This is a genomic window from Paraburkholderia sp. GAS334 (assembly GCF_050436625.1).
GTDB lineage: Bacteria > Pseudomonadota > Gammaproteobacteria > Burkholderiales > Burkholderiaceae > Paraburkholderia.
Genome location: NZ_JBNDMO010000023.1, coordinates 83,890 through 97,820, shown reverse-complemented (window position 1 = coordinate 97,820; position 13,931 = coordinate 83,890). Strand labels below are relative to the sequence as shown.

At 61.3% G+C, this 13,931-nt stretch carries 14 protein-coding genes and 2 pseudogenes; 10 read left to right on the top strand and 6 right to left on the bottom strand.

Going from position 1 to position 13,931, the window contains the following annotated elements; translation table 11 throughout:
* The coding region (locus P3T21_RS30075; RefSeq protein ID WP_429259583.1) for an IS630 family transposase at window positions 1-593 on the bottom strand (593 nt) is incomplete at its 3' end.
* A 169-nt stretch (window positions 594-762) separates the two neighbouring features.
* Window positions 763-1,932, bottom strand: coding sequence for a tyrosine-type recombinase/integrase (locus P3T21_RS30070; protein WP_429259589.1), 1,170 nt, complete (start codon window positions 1,930-1,932; stop codon window positions 763-765).
* 214 nt (window positions 1,933-2,146) lie between these two features.
* On the opposite strand from P3T21_RS30070, the gene P3T21_RS30065 reads away from it, so the two are divergent.
* The 9 genes and pseudogenes from P3T21_RS30065 (at window position 2,147) to P3T21_RS30025 (ending at window position 8,397) form a co-directional block, all read left to right on the top strand.
* Entirely contained in the window at window positions 2,147-3,202 is a 1,056-nt protein-coding gene (locus P3T21_RS30065) for a DNA-binding protein (protein WP_429259582.1), read from the top strand.
* A 462-nt stretch (window positions 3,203-3,664) separates the two neighbouring features.
* Window positions 3,665-4,111: an SET domain-containing protein gene (locus P3T21_RS30060; protein WP_429259581.1), complete on the top strand. Its 447-nt coding sequence runs from the start codon at window positions 3,665-3,667 to the stop codon at window positions 4,109-4,111.
* Window positions 4,112-4,395: 284 nt separating this feature from the next.
* Complete coding sequence (locus P3T21_RS30055; RefSeq protein ID WP_429259580.1) at window positions 4,396-4,665, top strand: HU family DNA-binding protein; 270 nt, start codon at window positions 4,396-4,398, stop codon at window positions 4,663-4,665.
* Window positions 4,666-4,681: 16 nt separating this feature from the next.
* Window positions 4,682-5,706, top strand: a pseudogene (locus P3T21_RS30050) (PDDEXK nuclease domain-containing protein).
* Window positions 5,707-5,801: 95 nt separating this feature from the next.
* The gene (locus P3T21_RS30045; RefSeq protein WP_429259588.1) at window positions 5,802-6,116 is read left to right on the top strand and encodes an HU family DNA-binding protein; all 315 of its coding nucleotides are present in this window, start codon (window positions 5,802-5,804) and stop codon (window positions 6,114-6,116) included.
* A 192-nt stretch (window positions 6,117-6,308) separates the two neighbouring features.
* Entirely contained in the window at window positions 6,309-6,515 is a 207-nt protein-coding gene (locus P3T21_RS30040) for a hypothetical protein (protein ID WP_429259579.1), read from the top strand.
* A gap of 256 nt (window positions 6,516-6,771) precedes the next feature.
* On the top strand, window positions 6,772-7,212 hold the full coding sequence (locus tag P3T21_RS30035; RefSeq protein ID WP_429259578.1) for an SET domain-containing protein: 441 nt from the start codon (window positions 6,772-6,774) through the stop codon (window positions 7,210-7,212).
* A complete protein-coding gene (locus P3T21_RS30030) occupies window positions 7,209-7,427 on the top strand; it encodes a hypothetical protein (protein ID WP_429259577.1) in 219 nt (72 codons plus the stop codon). Before P3T21_RS30035 ends, P3T21_RS30030 begins: the two co-directional genes overlap by 4 nt.
* Window positions 7,428-7,731: 304 nt before the next feature.
* On the top strand, window positions 7,732-8,397 hold the full coding sequence (locus P3T21_RS30025) for a hypothetical protein (protein ID WP_429259576.1): 666 nt from the start codon (window positions 7,732-7,734) through the stop codon (window positions 8,395-8,397).
* Here P3T21_RS30025 and P3T21_RS30020 read toward each other — a convergent pair.
* Window positions 8,389-8,781, bottom strand: a complete 393-nt coding sequence (locus tag P3T21_RS30020) for a response regulator (RefSeq protein WP_429259575.1) — start codon at window positions 8,779-8,781, stop codon at window positions 8,389-8,391. The genes P3T21_RS30025 and P3T21_RS30020 overlap by 9 nt on opposite strands.
* Window positions 8,782-8,910: 129 nt before the next feature.
* Between P3T21_RS30020 and P3T21_RS30015 the strand changes: the two genes are divergently transcribed.
* Window positions 8,911-10,029: an ATP-binding protein gene (locus tag P3T21_RS30015; protein WP_429259574.1), complete on the top strand. Its 1,119-nt coding sequence runs from the start codon at window positions 8,911-8,913 to the stop codon at window positions 10,027-10,029.
* Between the two features lie 2,114 nt (window positions 10,030-12,143).
* On the opposite strand, the pseudogene P3T21_RS30010 reads toward P3T21_RS30015, so the two are convergent.
* The 3 genes and pseudogenes from P3T21_RS30010 to P3T21_RS30000 all read right to left on the bottom strand — a co-directional run bounded on the left by P3T21_RS30010 (window position 12,144) and on the right by P3T21_RS30000 (window position 13,931).
* Window positions 12,144-12,922 (bottom strand): annotated as a pseudogene (locus P3T21_RS30010) (rod shape-determining protein).
* 355 nt (window positions 12,923-13,277) lie between these two features.
* Window positions 13,278-13,433, bottom strand: coding sequence for a hypothetical protein (locus P3T21_RS30005; protein WP_429259573.1), 156 nt, complete (start codon window positions 13,431-13,433; stop codon window positions 13,278-13,280).
* Between the two features lie 243 nt (window positions 13,434-13,676).
* Complete coding sequence (locus P3T21_RS30000) at window positions 13,677-13,931, bottom strand: DUF1488 domain-containing protein (protein ID WP_429259587.1); 255 nt, start codon at window positions 13,929-13,931, stop codon at window positions 13,677-13,679.

The window sequence follows — 13,931 nt, the reverse complement described above, 5'->3', positions numbered from 1 at the left end:
ATGCCGGGTGCAAGTGGCAATATGGGTTGCGTGCGGTCCAGCGCCTGAATCTGGCTCTTCTCGTCCACGCACAGCACCATGGCCTTGAGCGGCGGATCCAGATAAAGCCCGACGATATCTCGCACCTTGTCGACGAACATCGGATCGCTGGAGAGCTTGAACGTTTCCTGCCGATGCGGTTGCAAACCAAAAGCACGCCAGATTCGCGTGACTGCGGTCTGCGACAATTTCATCTCATGAGCCATCGTGCGCGTGCTCCAGTGAGTCGCTCCGACAGGAACGGACTCGAGCGTCTTCGCAATGACAGCATCGACGCGCGCGTCATCGATCGTTCTCGGCGCGCCGGGCCGAGGCGCATCAAGCAGTCCGTCCAGACGGTGGATCACGAACCGCGCCCGCCACTTCGAAACCGTTTGCTGAGTGACCCGCTGTTTCGCCGCAACTGTCTTGTTATCCATACCATCGGCACAAGCCAGCACGATGCGCGCCCGCAATGCCAGGGCCTGTGCCGTCTTGCGTCGCATCGTCAGCGCTTGCAGTTGTTCGCGTTCCGATTCGCTCAGCACGAGTTCTCCTTTGGGCCGTCCGCTCATCGTTACCTCCCGTATCAAGTGCCACACAAGACACTTTAGTACGGGATTGACATCTTTCAATGAATTTCTAACTCAAGACACTAGCAGTTGACTTCAGATTCATCGAAGCGCTTATACACCGTGCATTTAATGCTGTCGATCAGCGGCTGGTACTTGTATTGGCTGTCGGTCAGAGGTCTTTCTTCGAAGAGCCGGCTTCTCCGGTCGGTTGCGTCTCCCAGTTCATCCGGTGACGCTTCACCGTTTCGCGATGGCGCCTGTCCTCTTCCTCATGCAGGTAAAGGCTCGTGGTGGTCAGCGACACGTGGCCGAGGTTGTCGCGCACCGTGCGCAGGTCGACACCCCCGTCGGCCTGATGCGAGCCCGAAGTGTGTCGCAGCCAGTGCGCCGACGCCCGGTCCAGCTCGCCGGCGCGATCCTTGAATTCAGGTCCGCGGGCGCGTAACCAGTCCGCCGAATGTCCAAAGACGCTTTTGATCGCATCGTGCACGGCGGAACGCGACATGCAGCGCCTCTTTCCCCTGAACGGGATGACCAGTGGCGTGTCGTCGGTGCGGCCCGGAAGCGGCGGGAGACCGTTCGCTTTCCGGTAGCGGGCCAGCTCGGTGATCAGTTCGGGCGACGCGGGGACAACCCGTTCCCGGTCGCCCTTGCCGACGATGTCGAGCCACCACTGCTCGTGGCCGTCGGCGCCGAGCCGGCGCGAGAAGTCGCCCATCCTGCCTGCGGCAACCTCGGAGAGGCGCATCCCTTGCAGGTAGAAGAGGGTGGTCAGCCACCGGCAGCGGGCGGCGTACGCCTGCTGGCGCGCGGTGTCCCGCGGCAACTGCGCGACGAAGGCCTTGACCTCATCCCACAGCGTGGCCGACAGGTAGCGCGTGACCCGCGGCGCCGCGCGTTTGGCGCGCTGGCGCAGCAGCGCCATCGGATTGCCGCGCAGGTAACCGGCGTCCACCAGCCAGGTGAACATGCCGTTCAGGATGGTGTGTGCCTGGCGCTGGCTGGCCGGTGACAGCGGGCCGTTGAACGGCCGCCAGCGGGCATCGCCGCGTGGGTACTTGCCGCCACCGGCCGAAACCCAGCGGTCTGCCGGCTGGGGATCGACGAGAAATGCCCTGAACAGCAGCAGATCCTCGTGCGTGAGCGACGACAGCGGCTTGCCGCACTGCACGACGGCCCACAGCAGCAGGCGCTCGGCTTCCTTGCGGTAACTGTCGAAAGTCGTCTTCGTGTCCGCATAGTTGGACAGCCACGCGCGCACCGCATCGAGGTCATTGCGGGCCGACAGCTGCGAATGCGCAGTGTCGCCGCGGTTGGTGCCGTCGCGGCCATCCAGCATTTCCGGAACGATGAGCCACTCGACGGGCTGGATGGACGCAATCGGGGTGTTCGACACGGTCCGGGCGGCTCCCAAAGGTGTGACGCGATGACGGCCGGTGCTTCCGGCTAGCTACACGACATTATAGGCCTAATGTCGGGTAAGTGGCCATAATCGTTGTATATATGGCGGTTTACGTTGTAATATTTACGCCACTTAACGAGGTTTCCCGTCCATGTCTGACGCCCAGCCCGCTGTCCAGCCTGACGAGGCCCGCCTCGCCGCCGAAATCGACCGGCTGAAGGGGGAATTCCCCAGGACGCGCGAGTTGTACCGCGAGGTCTGTGCGCTGCTGTTTTTCCGCTTCGGCCAGACGCCGACCGCGAACCGGCTATACCAGCTGGTGAGGCGTGGCAGCATGGGCACGCCCGCTGCCGTGCTCGGCGAGTTCTGGGCCGAGCTGCGCGAAAAAAGCCGGGTGCGCATCGAGCACCCCGACCTGCCCGCCGATCTCGGTGCCGCCGCCGGCGAACTGGTGGCGACTCTCTGGACGCGCGCCACCGCGTCAGCGGAGGCCACGCTCGACGCGCTGCGCGACGAGGTCGAGGCGCAGCGCGTCGAGGCGCAGCAGGCGGTCGCCGCCGCGCGGGACGAACTGGGTCGCACCGAGACGGCGCTCGATGAGCGCACAGCGGCGCTGCTGGCCGCGCAGATCGAGATACGGGATCTGGACAGGGCACAGGCCGAAGGCCACGCGCAACGACAGGCGCTGGCGGCGGAACTGGCGGGGGTCCAGACGGCGCTGGCCGCGCGCGAGCGCGAACTGGCGGAGGCAAGGGAAGGGTTTTCGCGCGACCTGGCCAGCCAGCGGGAAGCGGCTGAGCGCGCGGAGGAGCGGCTCCGCGCAGCCGAGAAGCGCGCGCTGCTCGAAATTGACCGCGAGCGCAGTACCGCGACGAAGCTGCAGAAGGAGCTGGACGAAGCCACGCGGCGCGCGGAGCGGAAGGAGGCCGACCATCGCCGTGCATCTGAAGCGATGCAGGCGCAGCTGGGCGATGCACGTCATCAGGCGGGCGTGCTGCAGGGGCGGCTGGATGCCATTCAGGCAGAAAATGTGCGGCTGCAGACAGAGATGATGACGCTGCGGGAGGCCGAAGCGCATGCGCGGGAAACCCGGCCATCGGCCGCCCTGGCCGCCTCGGCCGGCGTCCGGAAGGCGCCACGGGCGACCCGTTCGTCGCGCACCGTGCCGACCGCCAAAGCAGCAACGCGCCGCAAAAAAGCGGTATAAACGCAAAGGTACTCGCCACCAGGGAAACGGGCTGCATGGCTGATATCTATCTGCTCGCCGGACTGACGCTTCCACCGGGCGTCGCGCATGAGTCCCTGCCCGGGACAGTGACGCGCTTCATGTCGGATTGCTGGCACGGCATGAGTCGCACGCAGATGATTGCCCGCGCGAAACGGCGGGGTCTGCGCCTGTCGTTCCGCGCAACGGCGCCGTGTCCGTCCGGCCAAACCGGCGTGTTCGAGTTGCGCATCAAAGATGAGGCAGCGGAATGCGTGATGCTGGCACGGCTACAGCGGGTCGGAGACAGGAGCGGCAAATGTCGACGAACCAGCCGGACTGACGTATCCCGACCCCCGCCACGCGATCCCAGGCAGACCAGGTTGTTCTGACGCGACGGTACCGGTTGCCGCGCAGCGCGCCGCTCGCTATGCTCGCAGCCTTCAACGGATCGGGAGTGATGAAGTGCGGCGCGTGACAGTCAGGAAATCATCGGTTCACGGGCGAGGCGTCTTCGCGCTACAGGCAATCCCAGCCGGCCAGCGGATCTTCGAATATCGCGGTGAGGTGACATCGTGGCGACGGGCCTCTGCCCGGTTCCGGCGCTCCGGCATGCCCGGCCATACGTTCATATTTGGACTGGCTGACGGGCGCGTGATTGACGGCAGCGTCGGGGGCAATAGCGCCCGCTGGCTGAACCACTCCTGCCAGCCGAACTGCGAGGCGATCGAGGACGAGCGGGGGCGGGTTTTCATCGAGACACTCAGGGACGTGATACCGGGTGACGAGCTGTTCATCGCCTATGGACTCACGATCGATGAGGCGATCACCCCCGAGTTGGCTGCCGACTATTCCTGCAGTTGTGGAACCAGCCGATGTACCGGTTCGATGCTAGCCGCGGCAGGCGGATAACAAACGCGCCCCTGACAGGCGCATCTGGTTATTCCTTCGAAACCGGATCGGGGCTGGAAGAACCGAGCAGCTGTCCTGCCGCCTCGTTGTGCCCATCCGGCGGCAGCTCGCAATATTGCTTGCGATGTTACATCCCTACTGCTCCACTTTTCCTGACGGCTTCTGGGACGGTGTTTTCCATGCTACCCGATGGCGATTTCGCCGGAACGGCCCGGGACAGTTAAGGTGGTAGATTAGTCCACACAGGGCAATACGGTTGAGTTGCCCCGACGGAAAGGAAAGTCATGAACAGGCAGGAACTCGTTGATCAGGTTGTGGCGGCGACAGGGCAAAGCAATGCGGCCGTGGCTGCCGTCAACGCGATCATCGCCGTACTGACGGGCGCGGTCGCGAGCCGCGAAGCGGTGCAACCGATCGGATCTGGTAAAGCCACGGGTGCTCGCACCGCGCGCGTTGGCCGGAATCCGGCGACTGCCGCGGAGATGCAGAACGCCGCGGCAAAGAGGGTGAGTATGGCGGGAGAAACATTCAAAGAAGCGGTGAACGCGGGATGACTGGGACATGATTGGCATGACGAACACAGAGCCTGCTGGTGCGGACTACGCTGCCTGGCTAAACGATCTGAAGGCGCGGGTGGCGAGCGCACGGCAACGTGCGGCGCTAGCGTCAGTCGGGAACTGGTGTTGCTTTACTGGCAGATTGGCCGGGACATCGCGCAGCGCCAGCAGGCTCAGGGGTGGGGCGCTAAGGTGATTGATCGCCTTGCTCGCGATTTGCGCTCAGCATTTCCCGACATGCGCGGCTTTTCCCCGCGCAACCTGAAATACATGCGTGCATTCGCGCAGGCGTGGCCGGACGGGGAATTTGTGCAGCAGGCTGCTGCACAATTGCCGTGGTTCCATCTGTGCACGCTGCTCGACAAACTGACCAGCCGCGAAGAAAGGGAGTGGTACGCAGCGAAGGCCGTCGAGCACGGCTGGTCGCGCAACGTGCTCGTCATGCAGATCGAAACCCGGGTGCGCGAGCGCCAGGGCAACGCGGTGACGAATTTCCCTGAACGCCTGCCGTCGCCGCAATCCGATCTCGCGAGGGATAGCCTGAAGGACCCGTATATCTTTGACTTCCTCGGCCTCGGAGAAGATGCGCAGGAGCGGGATCTGGAACACGCGCTGACCCGACACATCACGAGATTCCTGCTTGAGCTCGGTGCCGGGTTTGCGTTCGTCGGCCGGCAGTACCGCCTCGAAGTTGGCGGCGACGAGTTCTTTGTCGATCTTCTGTTCTACCATTTGAAGCTCCGCTGCTACGTTGTCGTCGAACTGAAGGCAACGCCGTTCAGACCGGAATACGCAGGGCAGCTGAATTTCTATCTGTCGGCGATCGATGCGCAACTGAAGTTCCCCGACGATCAGCCAACAATCGGGCTGCTGCTGTGCAAGGAACAGAACAGGCTCGTCGCCGAATACGCGCTTCGCGGGATCGCCAAGCCGATGGGGGTGGCCGAATATCAGCTTTTGCGCGAAATACCCCAGCCACTGGCTACAGAGTTGCCGTCGATCGAAGAGATCGAGGCCGAATTACGCGACGAGGATTAACGCTGCTGTTGCGTGCCGTTTGGCGATTCCCCTTCGAAAGGGGGATCAGGATAGGAAGCCTAAGGCATTCGTTGTACCCCAGATGCGTGGCCAATGTGCTGCTACTTTTACTTCCGAAACGCTGCTATTTTCGCTTCATCGCACGACTGGTGGATGCGGTCGCCGCGGCGACAGGTGAAAGCAAGGCCGTTACTGGCGAGACGATCGACGCGGTGATCGCCGCGATCACTGGTACGGTGACGAAGGGCGACACCGTCCAGTTGATCGGTTTCGGCTCGTTCTCGATGGGGGCCCGCGCCGCGCGGGTCGGCCGCAATCCGGCCACTGGCGCCGAAATCCAGATCCCTGCCGCGAAGACCGTCAAGTTCACGGCCGGTAAAGCGTTCAAGGATGCCGTGAACGGGGGATGACAGTGGGCAACCGTCGCCGGCCGGAGATATGCCGGCGGCTAGCCGTTGCGGGAGGGTCGCCGCCGGATGGGGAGGTCGACATTTCCCGACGCCAGCCTGGACGGGTCCCGGCCGACCTGGTAGCATGGGTTGCGGAGACGCCGTGACGTGCCGCGGCCCTGCAACTGTCTGGATATCTATATAGATAGCGGTATGGAAAAGAAACGATCGCGGATTCGCCGGGAAGTATTGTGCCCGCCGATCGGGGCGCTGCTGCGCTACCGGACGCGCATCGTGCGCGTCGTCGCCGAAGCGCGGGGGCAACGCGCGATGATCGAATCGCTCGACACCACGGGCAGGACATTCGTTAGCACCGTGAAGTGGGACAGCCTGCGCGAACTCGGCGTGCAGCTGTTCTGACTCCAGGTGCCTTCGCACGGCGGCCTGAAACCGAAGCTGAGCTTTAGCGCGACGGGTAAATGTCTTGTCGGGTTCCCTTACCAGAGTGAGCGGCAACGATCATCAGAACGGTCCCTGGTGATCGCGACACCTGACCTCGCCAACCTCAACGTCGCGAGCGGAACCGTTGGCCTGGCTACGACTTGCACATCACGGAGCAGTGGATGCAGAAATTGGCCGCGTCTATACTGGTGCGGATATCAGTGAAGGAAACAGTATGCGGCGCGTGATCGTCCGGCGTTCGTCAATTCATGGCAAGGGTGTGTTTGCGATGCGATCGCTCGGGGCGGGTGAGCGCGTGCTCGAATACAAGGGTGAATTAACAAGCTGGCGGGAAGCCGTGCGCCGCCACCGGCGCGATGGGATCGAGGGGCACACGTTCCTTTTCGGGCTGTCGGATGGACGCGTGATCGACGGCAGCCGCGGCGGCAATAGCGCACGATGGCTCAACCACGCGTGCGCGCCTAATTGCGAGACAATCGAAGACGCCGGCCGCATCTACATTTATACGCTCCGGCCAATCCGGGCAGGCGAAGAACTGTTCATCGAATACCTGCTCTCGGTAGACGATCCTCTGGACGAGGGCGTTCGAAGCCAATACGCGTGCCAGTGTGCGGCGGCCGGCTGCCGTCGCTCAATGTTGGCGAATGCCGCTTGAACACGCCGGTTGCGAAGGCGCAAGAAAAACAGGCCAGCGCCGGGAACGGCGGTGACCTGCCGCCCTCGACTGCGGACATTGTCAGGATTGGCGTGGGAGTCGTTTTCCATCTCGATGTGCTGAAAATGGCGCCGCAGACGCAAATCGTATCCGTGGAAACCCATCGCTCGAACACGACGGATCAAATGTTGCTCGATCTTGAAGACTTGCAGTGACGCCATGCTGATGGGAACGGCAGAACAAGGAGGGCGGCCTTATGCAAACAAGGAACTTTGCACATTCCAGGACAACGGAAACGAATCTGCCGGCACTGCTCGACCAGCTCGAAGTGGCCTTAAAGGTGACACCTCCTCGCACGTCTGTCTGCCGGGCACTGTCGGAGTTGAACCGATCACTCGGCGCGGCCAGCGATAAAGCTGCTGCGCGGACCAGTCGGCGGGCACCTTCGCGACGTCGACGCGAAATGGTTGTCGAATCCTTGCCGCTATTTTCTTGAATCCGCGAGGCGCAGAGAAACCAATGAAGAAAGGAAAGACGAAACTTACCCGCCATGATGCCGAGCGCCTTTTCGAGGGACTGCCTGACGGGAACGTGAGAGTATCGAGCCGGCCCGAGAACCCATTCGAAGCAGGGGTGTTCGACGTGGTCGAGCGCGTCGACGACGAAACCAGACTCTGGAAAGACAACCTCATTACTCTTCCGATGGCGATCGAGTTGCCTGCTGGCTACGAGTCGGTATCTCGCATGCGCGAGTCGATGGCGAGGGCATGGCGCGTGAAGTGGGTGAGGGAAGGCAAAACCGAGGTTGTCACTGAGTTTCCTGAAGGATGGACAGCCGTTCGCCCGGAAAGCGGACCCATAGAGCTGCGAGATCCCTCCGGCGTGGTCCGCGCCTTATACGGGTGGGCCGAGGATGCTGAGCTCAGGATTCTGCCGCGGTATCTGGTTGAGTCACAGGCGAACAGTTCAAGCGGACTAGGCAGCTTGCTTGTCCGTGATCGCGTGAACGGTCAGATTCTTGAGAGGTCGTCGATCTGGTCTGCCCAGACTGGTACCAACCATCCAGACTGGACCAGGCTGTCGGCGTGGCTCGACTTGCACTATCCACACCATCGCGACCCGCTTCGGTACTGGGAAGATTGCGAGGAAAACATCCGGAACCGATACGCTACCCCATCAATGTGAACCTTCATCTGAACGGTTCATCGCTAGCGTAGCCAGAAGGACGGGCAATTTCACCGGTTTTACAAGGTGGTCATCGAACCCTGACCTGATTGATTCGGCCCGCTCGGAGGGCGATGCCAGCGCGGAAACCGCCACCAGCAGTGGGGACGGTGTGGATTGCAAGCGCCGAATCTCTCTTGCTACCGCGCGTCCGTCCATATGGGGCATCTGGATATCGAGAACAACAGCATCCGGGCGCCACGCACGGTACTCCGCAAGCGCTTCCACGCCATCTCCGGCTGTTCGGGTCTCGTAGTCGTGGGCGTCGAAGAACACCAGGTATGCGTCCAACAAATTCGGGTCGTCGTCCGCGATAAGCAGGCGTCCTGCGTTCCCGGTAGACATTGAATTCTCCCGTTGCGAACCTTAGGAGCAGCAACTACCGGGCCTGACCAGATGGGGTATCGGTTGCGTATAGCATCGGATTCCGCAAAAATGAGTTAAATCGGCTCTTTTCCATCCTTCGGGGCAGACATGCGACTGGCTGACTTCATCCTGCGTGACATGGAAGCCATTCTGGCACAGTGGGAGACGTTCGCGGGCACACTGTTGCCGGCAGCAGCAAACATGCGATCACTGGCCTTGCGCGATCATGCGCAACAGATTCTGGAGGCCGTCGCAAAGGATTTGTCGACATTCCAGACCAGCGACGCCCAGTTCGAGAAATCAATCGGGCAGGCGCCCAAGCTGGCCGGGGCCCCGGAGACCGCCGCACAAACGCACGCCCTTCTGCGCGCGCGGGGCGGGTTTGACATCAACCAGCTGGCCGCCGAATACCGCGCCCTGCGCGCCAGCGTGCTGCGCCTGTGGATCGATGAGTGTCAGCCCGACATGCCTCATCTGGACGACATCATTCGCTTCAACGAGGCCATCGACCAGGCAATTGCCGAATCAATCAGCTTTTTCAGTGCACAGGTGGATCAGGCTCGTAACCTGTTGCTTGGAATGCTGGGGCACGATATGCGCAGTCCGCTCCAAACCATCCTGATGACCGCTTCGTACCTCGCGGCGCTGAACGCCGGCGATAAAGTGTCGGAAGCCGCGTCCCGTTTGATCAGAAGTGGCGCTCAGATGCAGGCGCTGCTGGACGATATGCTTGATTTCAATCGAACCCGGCTAGGTTTGGGCATCAATATCGCACCGACCGAGGGGGACCTTGCAAAGCGGTTTGCCGATGAACTGGACCTGGTGCGGGCGGTGTACCCGGACCGTCAGCTCGATCTGGATGTGGCCGGCAACTGCCAGGGCGTTTGGGACGGCCGGCGTCTCCAGCAGTTACTTGGGAACCTCGTTCTGAATGCGATCAAATACGGAGCGCCAGACGCGCCAGTGCGTGTGACGTTGACGGGTGAGGCCGCGGAAGTCCGTCTGGAGGTGAAAAACAGCGGCCCCTCCATCGAGAGCTCAGTTCTCGATCATATGTTCGATCCGCTCCAGCGCGGCCCGAACCATCAGGAAAGAAATGCCGGCAGCAGTCTGGGGCTCGGACTGTATATCGCGCGCGAGATTGCCAAGGCCCACGGGGGGGTGATCGACGCGCGCTCAGACGAGACAGAAACAGTGTTCGTTGTGCGCCTGCCCCGGCACCACTAGCGCGCGTCTCTTACACCCGGCGTGGCCGTTGTACGTCGAATGCAGACGAGCTTGTGCACGTGGCATTTCCGGCGGGCCCTTTTATGCCCCTGGCCCCTGAATGCCGATTTATCAGCATGCGATCTAACGGGTCGTATCCGCGTTTCGCACGAAAAGTCGGGTTCGCTGCACAAGTAGTAAGGTAGTGGGAGACTTGCAGGAACAATCAGCACATACTTGGCACGGGACATCGACAGCTTCCGGGAGCCATAGTGCTGCACAAACAATTTGAGGAAGAACTGACACACCTCGAACAGATCTTTCCGTTTCTTGTGCCGGGGAGTGCCCTTGGACTCTCGTACTGGCATCGGCGCATTGCTTCGCTATCGCCGCATCAGCGGCTATTACCTGATGGTGGGAGCCGTGTGACCCGACTACTCAGGCGACTCGACGAAATCGAGCGACTCCCGACGTAGCGTCGATTGACGGCATCATATCTTCCGGCCCGACCGACGGCGCACTCGCACCCCGCTCAACGCGCCTGCAAATCCGGCGACATCCGGTCGAATTCCCTCTTCACTATCGCATAGCAATCGCAAACATGCCGGCCGAGCCAGCGCGATCAGGCGCGGGTTGGATCGTGTTACCTAACAGGGTCCCTGGCCGCAGCGAAAGATTGTCGCGACGTGCTTTATTTGATCCGCTTGCCGCCTGCGACCTCTATTCGCTTCTGACCGACGTGCCACCGGGTTTTGATTTTTCTGCCGCTCATCCGACCGCCACGGCTGCGGAGTTTTAAACAATCGTTCGGCGAGTGACGGGACAGCAGCTCGGTTTTCGTGGTTAAGCGCGATGTTGATCCGGCCGTCGCGATCATTTTCCGCCGGCTGTCTGAAAATCGAAACGATGCAATCACCGAAGTCGACGATGAGGTATGCACGAAAGACCAAAGGAGTGGGGTCAGAAAGCGGTGCTATTCCGACGCGGGACTGCCCGATTCTCTCCCCGGGGCAAACCGACGCGATTGAATGACCCGCAAGGTGTTCGTTTCAACTTCCCGCGTATAGAACTTGAAGGGCGCGGCTGGACGACGACCCCGGACGACTTTTGTGTTGCAGTTCGCCCCCCCGATGCTGACAACCTTGCGGTGGCATGGAGCGCCCTGGTTGGAAGTCCCGTGCGTGCCGGTATTTACGATCAGGGCATCGCCGACGTCGTATGGTTCTTGTGCTTATATCGCGAGGGCATCTCTTTGCCGCTGGCGTTTTTTTCTGACTCATTTCCCCGACAATGTGGTGCGCATGTCAAAGGACGAACCGTGAACTACCGCCGGCACTACAGGCATGATGGCAGACGCTGGGAATGGCAGGGCGACGTTGGGAGACAGTTGCAGACGTGCGACAGCGCAGATGGAGAATTTGTCCACGCTTTGAACGTTACAGCGTGCCGGTCGATATCGGGCATTCGTTTTTGAACGCGAACCGGACTTTTTCGTCCCCAACGTTTTGCCGTTCCACGACCTGACTCGACCGCGCGCGGCAGAGGCCGGCAAATGAGCCCTTTTCAGGCAGACAATGACCATCGCATCGTTCGCCGACACATTCCGCGTCGAATTGTTGTCGACTGATCAGGCAACGCAGGCAGCGACGACGAGCAGCGCACCTGGCGAGACGCCTTCATCACCAGGCTGCCACGGCAGGACACCGCCGCCTGGGACTACCTTACGGAAGATGAGGCCAGAAGTGCCGATCACATTTCTCCGCACCTCCAGGCCTCCGGCGTCCGTTCCCATCACGAATTCGGTCTTTCGCCGCGCTAGCGTGAACGTTGCATGAGGGTCGACATGGGCCTGACGCGCTCGGCAGCACGCGGCCAACAAGTGCCGATGACAAACTGGCGCCGAATGGCCGAACCACGGTCGACATGCGACTCTCGCGGTATCTGGAGGTCACCGGTTGCGATGCACCGTGGCATTTGAAGATAGGTACGTAGCAGGCGTATGGGCGACTGCGCGAGCGATTCTGCACGCTGCAGCAACGGCCCGCCGCAATGTCTCGGGAGGCGGTTCGCGCGGAAATGAAAACTGAACAGGCCTTGCCGCTGAGGACCGCCGTATGCGGATCGCGTCCCCACGCTTAATCGTAGGAAAAGACACCACCGAATTTGTCCATGCGCTCGAGCGCCATGCCCGAGCCGCGCACGACGCACGTCAGCGGGTCTTCGGCGACGAGCACGGGCAGGCCGGTTTCTTCCGCGAGCAGACGGTCGAGATCGCGCAGCAGCGCACCACCGCCAGCAAGCATGATGCCGCGTTCGGCGATGTCGGCGCCGAGTTCCGGCGGCGTGTGTTCGAGCGCGATCTTCACCGCCGATACAATCTGGTTCAGCGGATCGGTGAGCGCTTCCAGGATCTCGTTGCTCGAGACCGTGAAGCTGCGCGGTATGATACGGGCAAGCCCGCTCCGGTTGCGGCGGCCATGGGCTCCTCGATCAGATAGACCTGCGACGCGCCCGCGCTGTGCGCAGCCTCCTTGAATGCGCGTCGTTCGACCTGGGTCGACCCGCAGGGCACGCAGATAATGATGCGCGGAGACGGCGCAAGCCCCCGGGGCGCATGCGCCATCCGGATAAAATGCTTGATCATCTGCTCGGTGATGTTGAAGTCGGCGATCACGCCGTCTTTCATCGGGCGGATCGCTTCAATGTTGCCCGGCACCTTGCCGAGCATCTCCTTGGCCTCCTTGCCCACCGCCAGAATGGTTTTTTTGCCGTTCGGGCCGCCGTTCTGCCGGATCGACACGACCGAAGGCTCGTCGAGGACGATGCCTTTGCCGCGCATGTAGATCAGTGTGTTTGAGGTGCCGAGATCTATCGCCAGATCGTTTGAGAAGTAACTGCGCAAAAAACCGAACATACAAAATCCTGTCTCGCGAGGACGTTAGACGATTGGCGTGCCACGTATGACCGTGGCACGGTTGGCAGAAGAGGTTGGCGCAGGAACCCGCCATTCGCGTACGGTTGTACGCTTGCCCAACTGCCTGCTGTACGTTGGGTTCGATTCCCTCGCGAGAACGTCCGGTCAGATCAACTCATGGAAATTCGGAGACGCTGCGCGTGCAGCAGCGCGCTGCTGATGCGATTGACAAGAAGTGAATATTTTCCTGGGAGTAACCGATTGCTCCAGCAGGTGGGCAATCCGACGCGTACATGACTCAGCGCTGGTACTCCTCGCGCGGATCGCGTTGCAATGGCCGGCCTGCCGACATTCTCTAGAGTTCGAGCCGCGCCCGGAGCCGGTCGAGCACGTGATGTTCGTCGAGCCAGCGGATTTCCTGTCTTCGAATCAGGTTTTTGCGATACCAGTAAAGGGATATGGAAAATATCAACGTCATTCCGCCAGCAACGCCATACATTGCGTAGGTCATGTTGTTCCTTCCTGTTTGTCGTGTTTGCCACGACACGTACACGTGCGAACGTAAGGTCGGCTCTACATCTTCCCCATCAGCATCATGACGAGCCCAGCGATGACGAGCACGCCCAGCATGCTGGTTGGGAAGTCGCCCGACGGACGGCTGTGGACCAGGTGGGAAGCGCAGCTACCAGCAGAGTGGCAAGAGTGATCAGTACAACAACGCCCATGGCCATCCGGCTGCTCGTGACACCGTCATTCAGGAGATCGTGTACCTGTTCCGGGGACCGCTTTTATAAAGATTCCTCGCGAGCTCCTGAATCCGGTCCCGGTTGCGATCGAAGGCCGCCAGCAACGCAGGTTCGTCAGAACCCAGGTTGGGGTTTAGTTTTGTCAGCATCGCATCTTCAACCAGAAATGCGATCTCACGAGAATCGTCGTAACCCCAGAAGCACACGCAATGTCTGGATGCATCATAGGAGCGACTGGGGTTGGGAAAATTGATCACGGTGAT

Coding starts and splice junctions, on each gene's coding strand:
- P3T21_RS30070 (WP_429259589.1), bottom strand. CDS start 1,932: ATGCTGGATGGCCGCGACGGCACCAACCGCGGCGACACTGCGCATTCG.
- P3T21_RS30065 (WP_429259582.1), top strand. CDS start 2,147: ATGTCTGACGCCCAGCCCGCTGTCCAGCCTGACGAGGCCCGCCTCGCC.
- P3T21_RS30055 (WP_429259580.1), top strand. CDS start 4,396: ATGAACAGGCAGGAACTCGTTGATCAGGTTGTGGCGGCGACAGGGCAA.
- P3T21_RS30040 (WP_429259579.1), top strand. CDS start 6,309: ATGGAAAAGAAACGATCGCGGATTCGCCGGGAAGTATTGTGCCCGCCG.
- P3T21_RS30035 (WP_429259578.1), top strand. CDS start 6,772: ATGCGGCGCGTGATCGTCCGGCGTTCGTCAATTCATGGCAAGGGTGTG.
- P3T21_RS30025 (WP_429259576.1), top strand. CDS start 7,732: ATGAAGAAAGGAAAGACGAAACTTACCCGCCATGATGCCGAGCGCCTT.
- P3T21_RS30020 (WP_429259575.1), bottom strand. CDS start 8,781: ATGTCTACCGGGAACGCAGGACGCCTGCTTATCGCGGACGACGACCCG.
- P3T21_RS30015 (WP_429259574.1), top strand. CDS start 8,911: ATGCGACTGGCTGACTTCATCCTGCGTGACATGGAAGCCATTCTGGCA.
- P3T21_RS30005 (WP_429259573.1), bottom strand. CDS start 13,433: ATGACCTACGCAATGTATGGCGTTGCTGGCGGAATGACGTTGATATTT.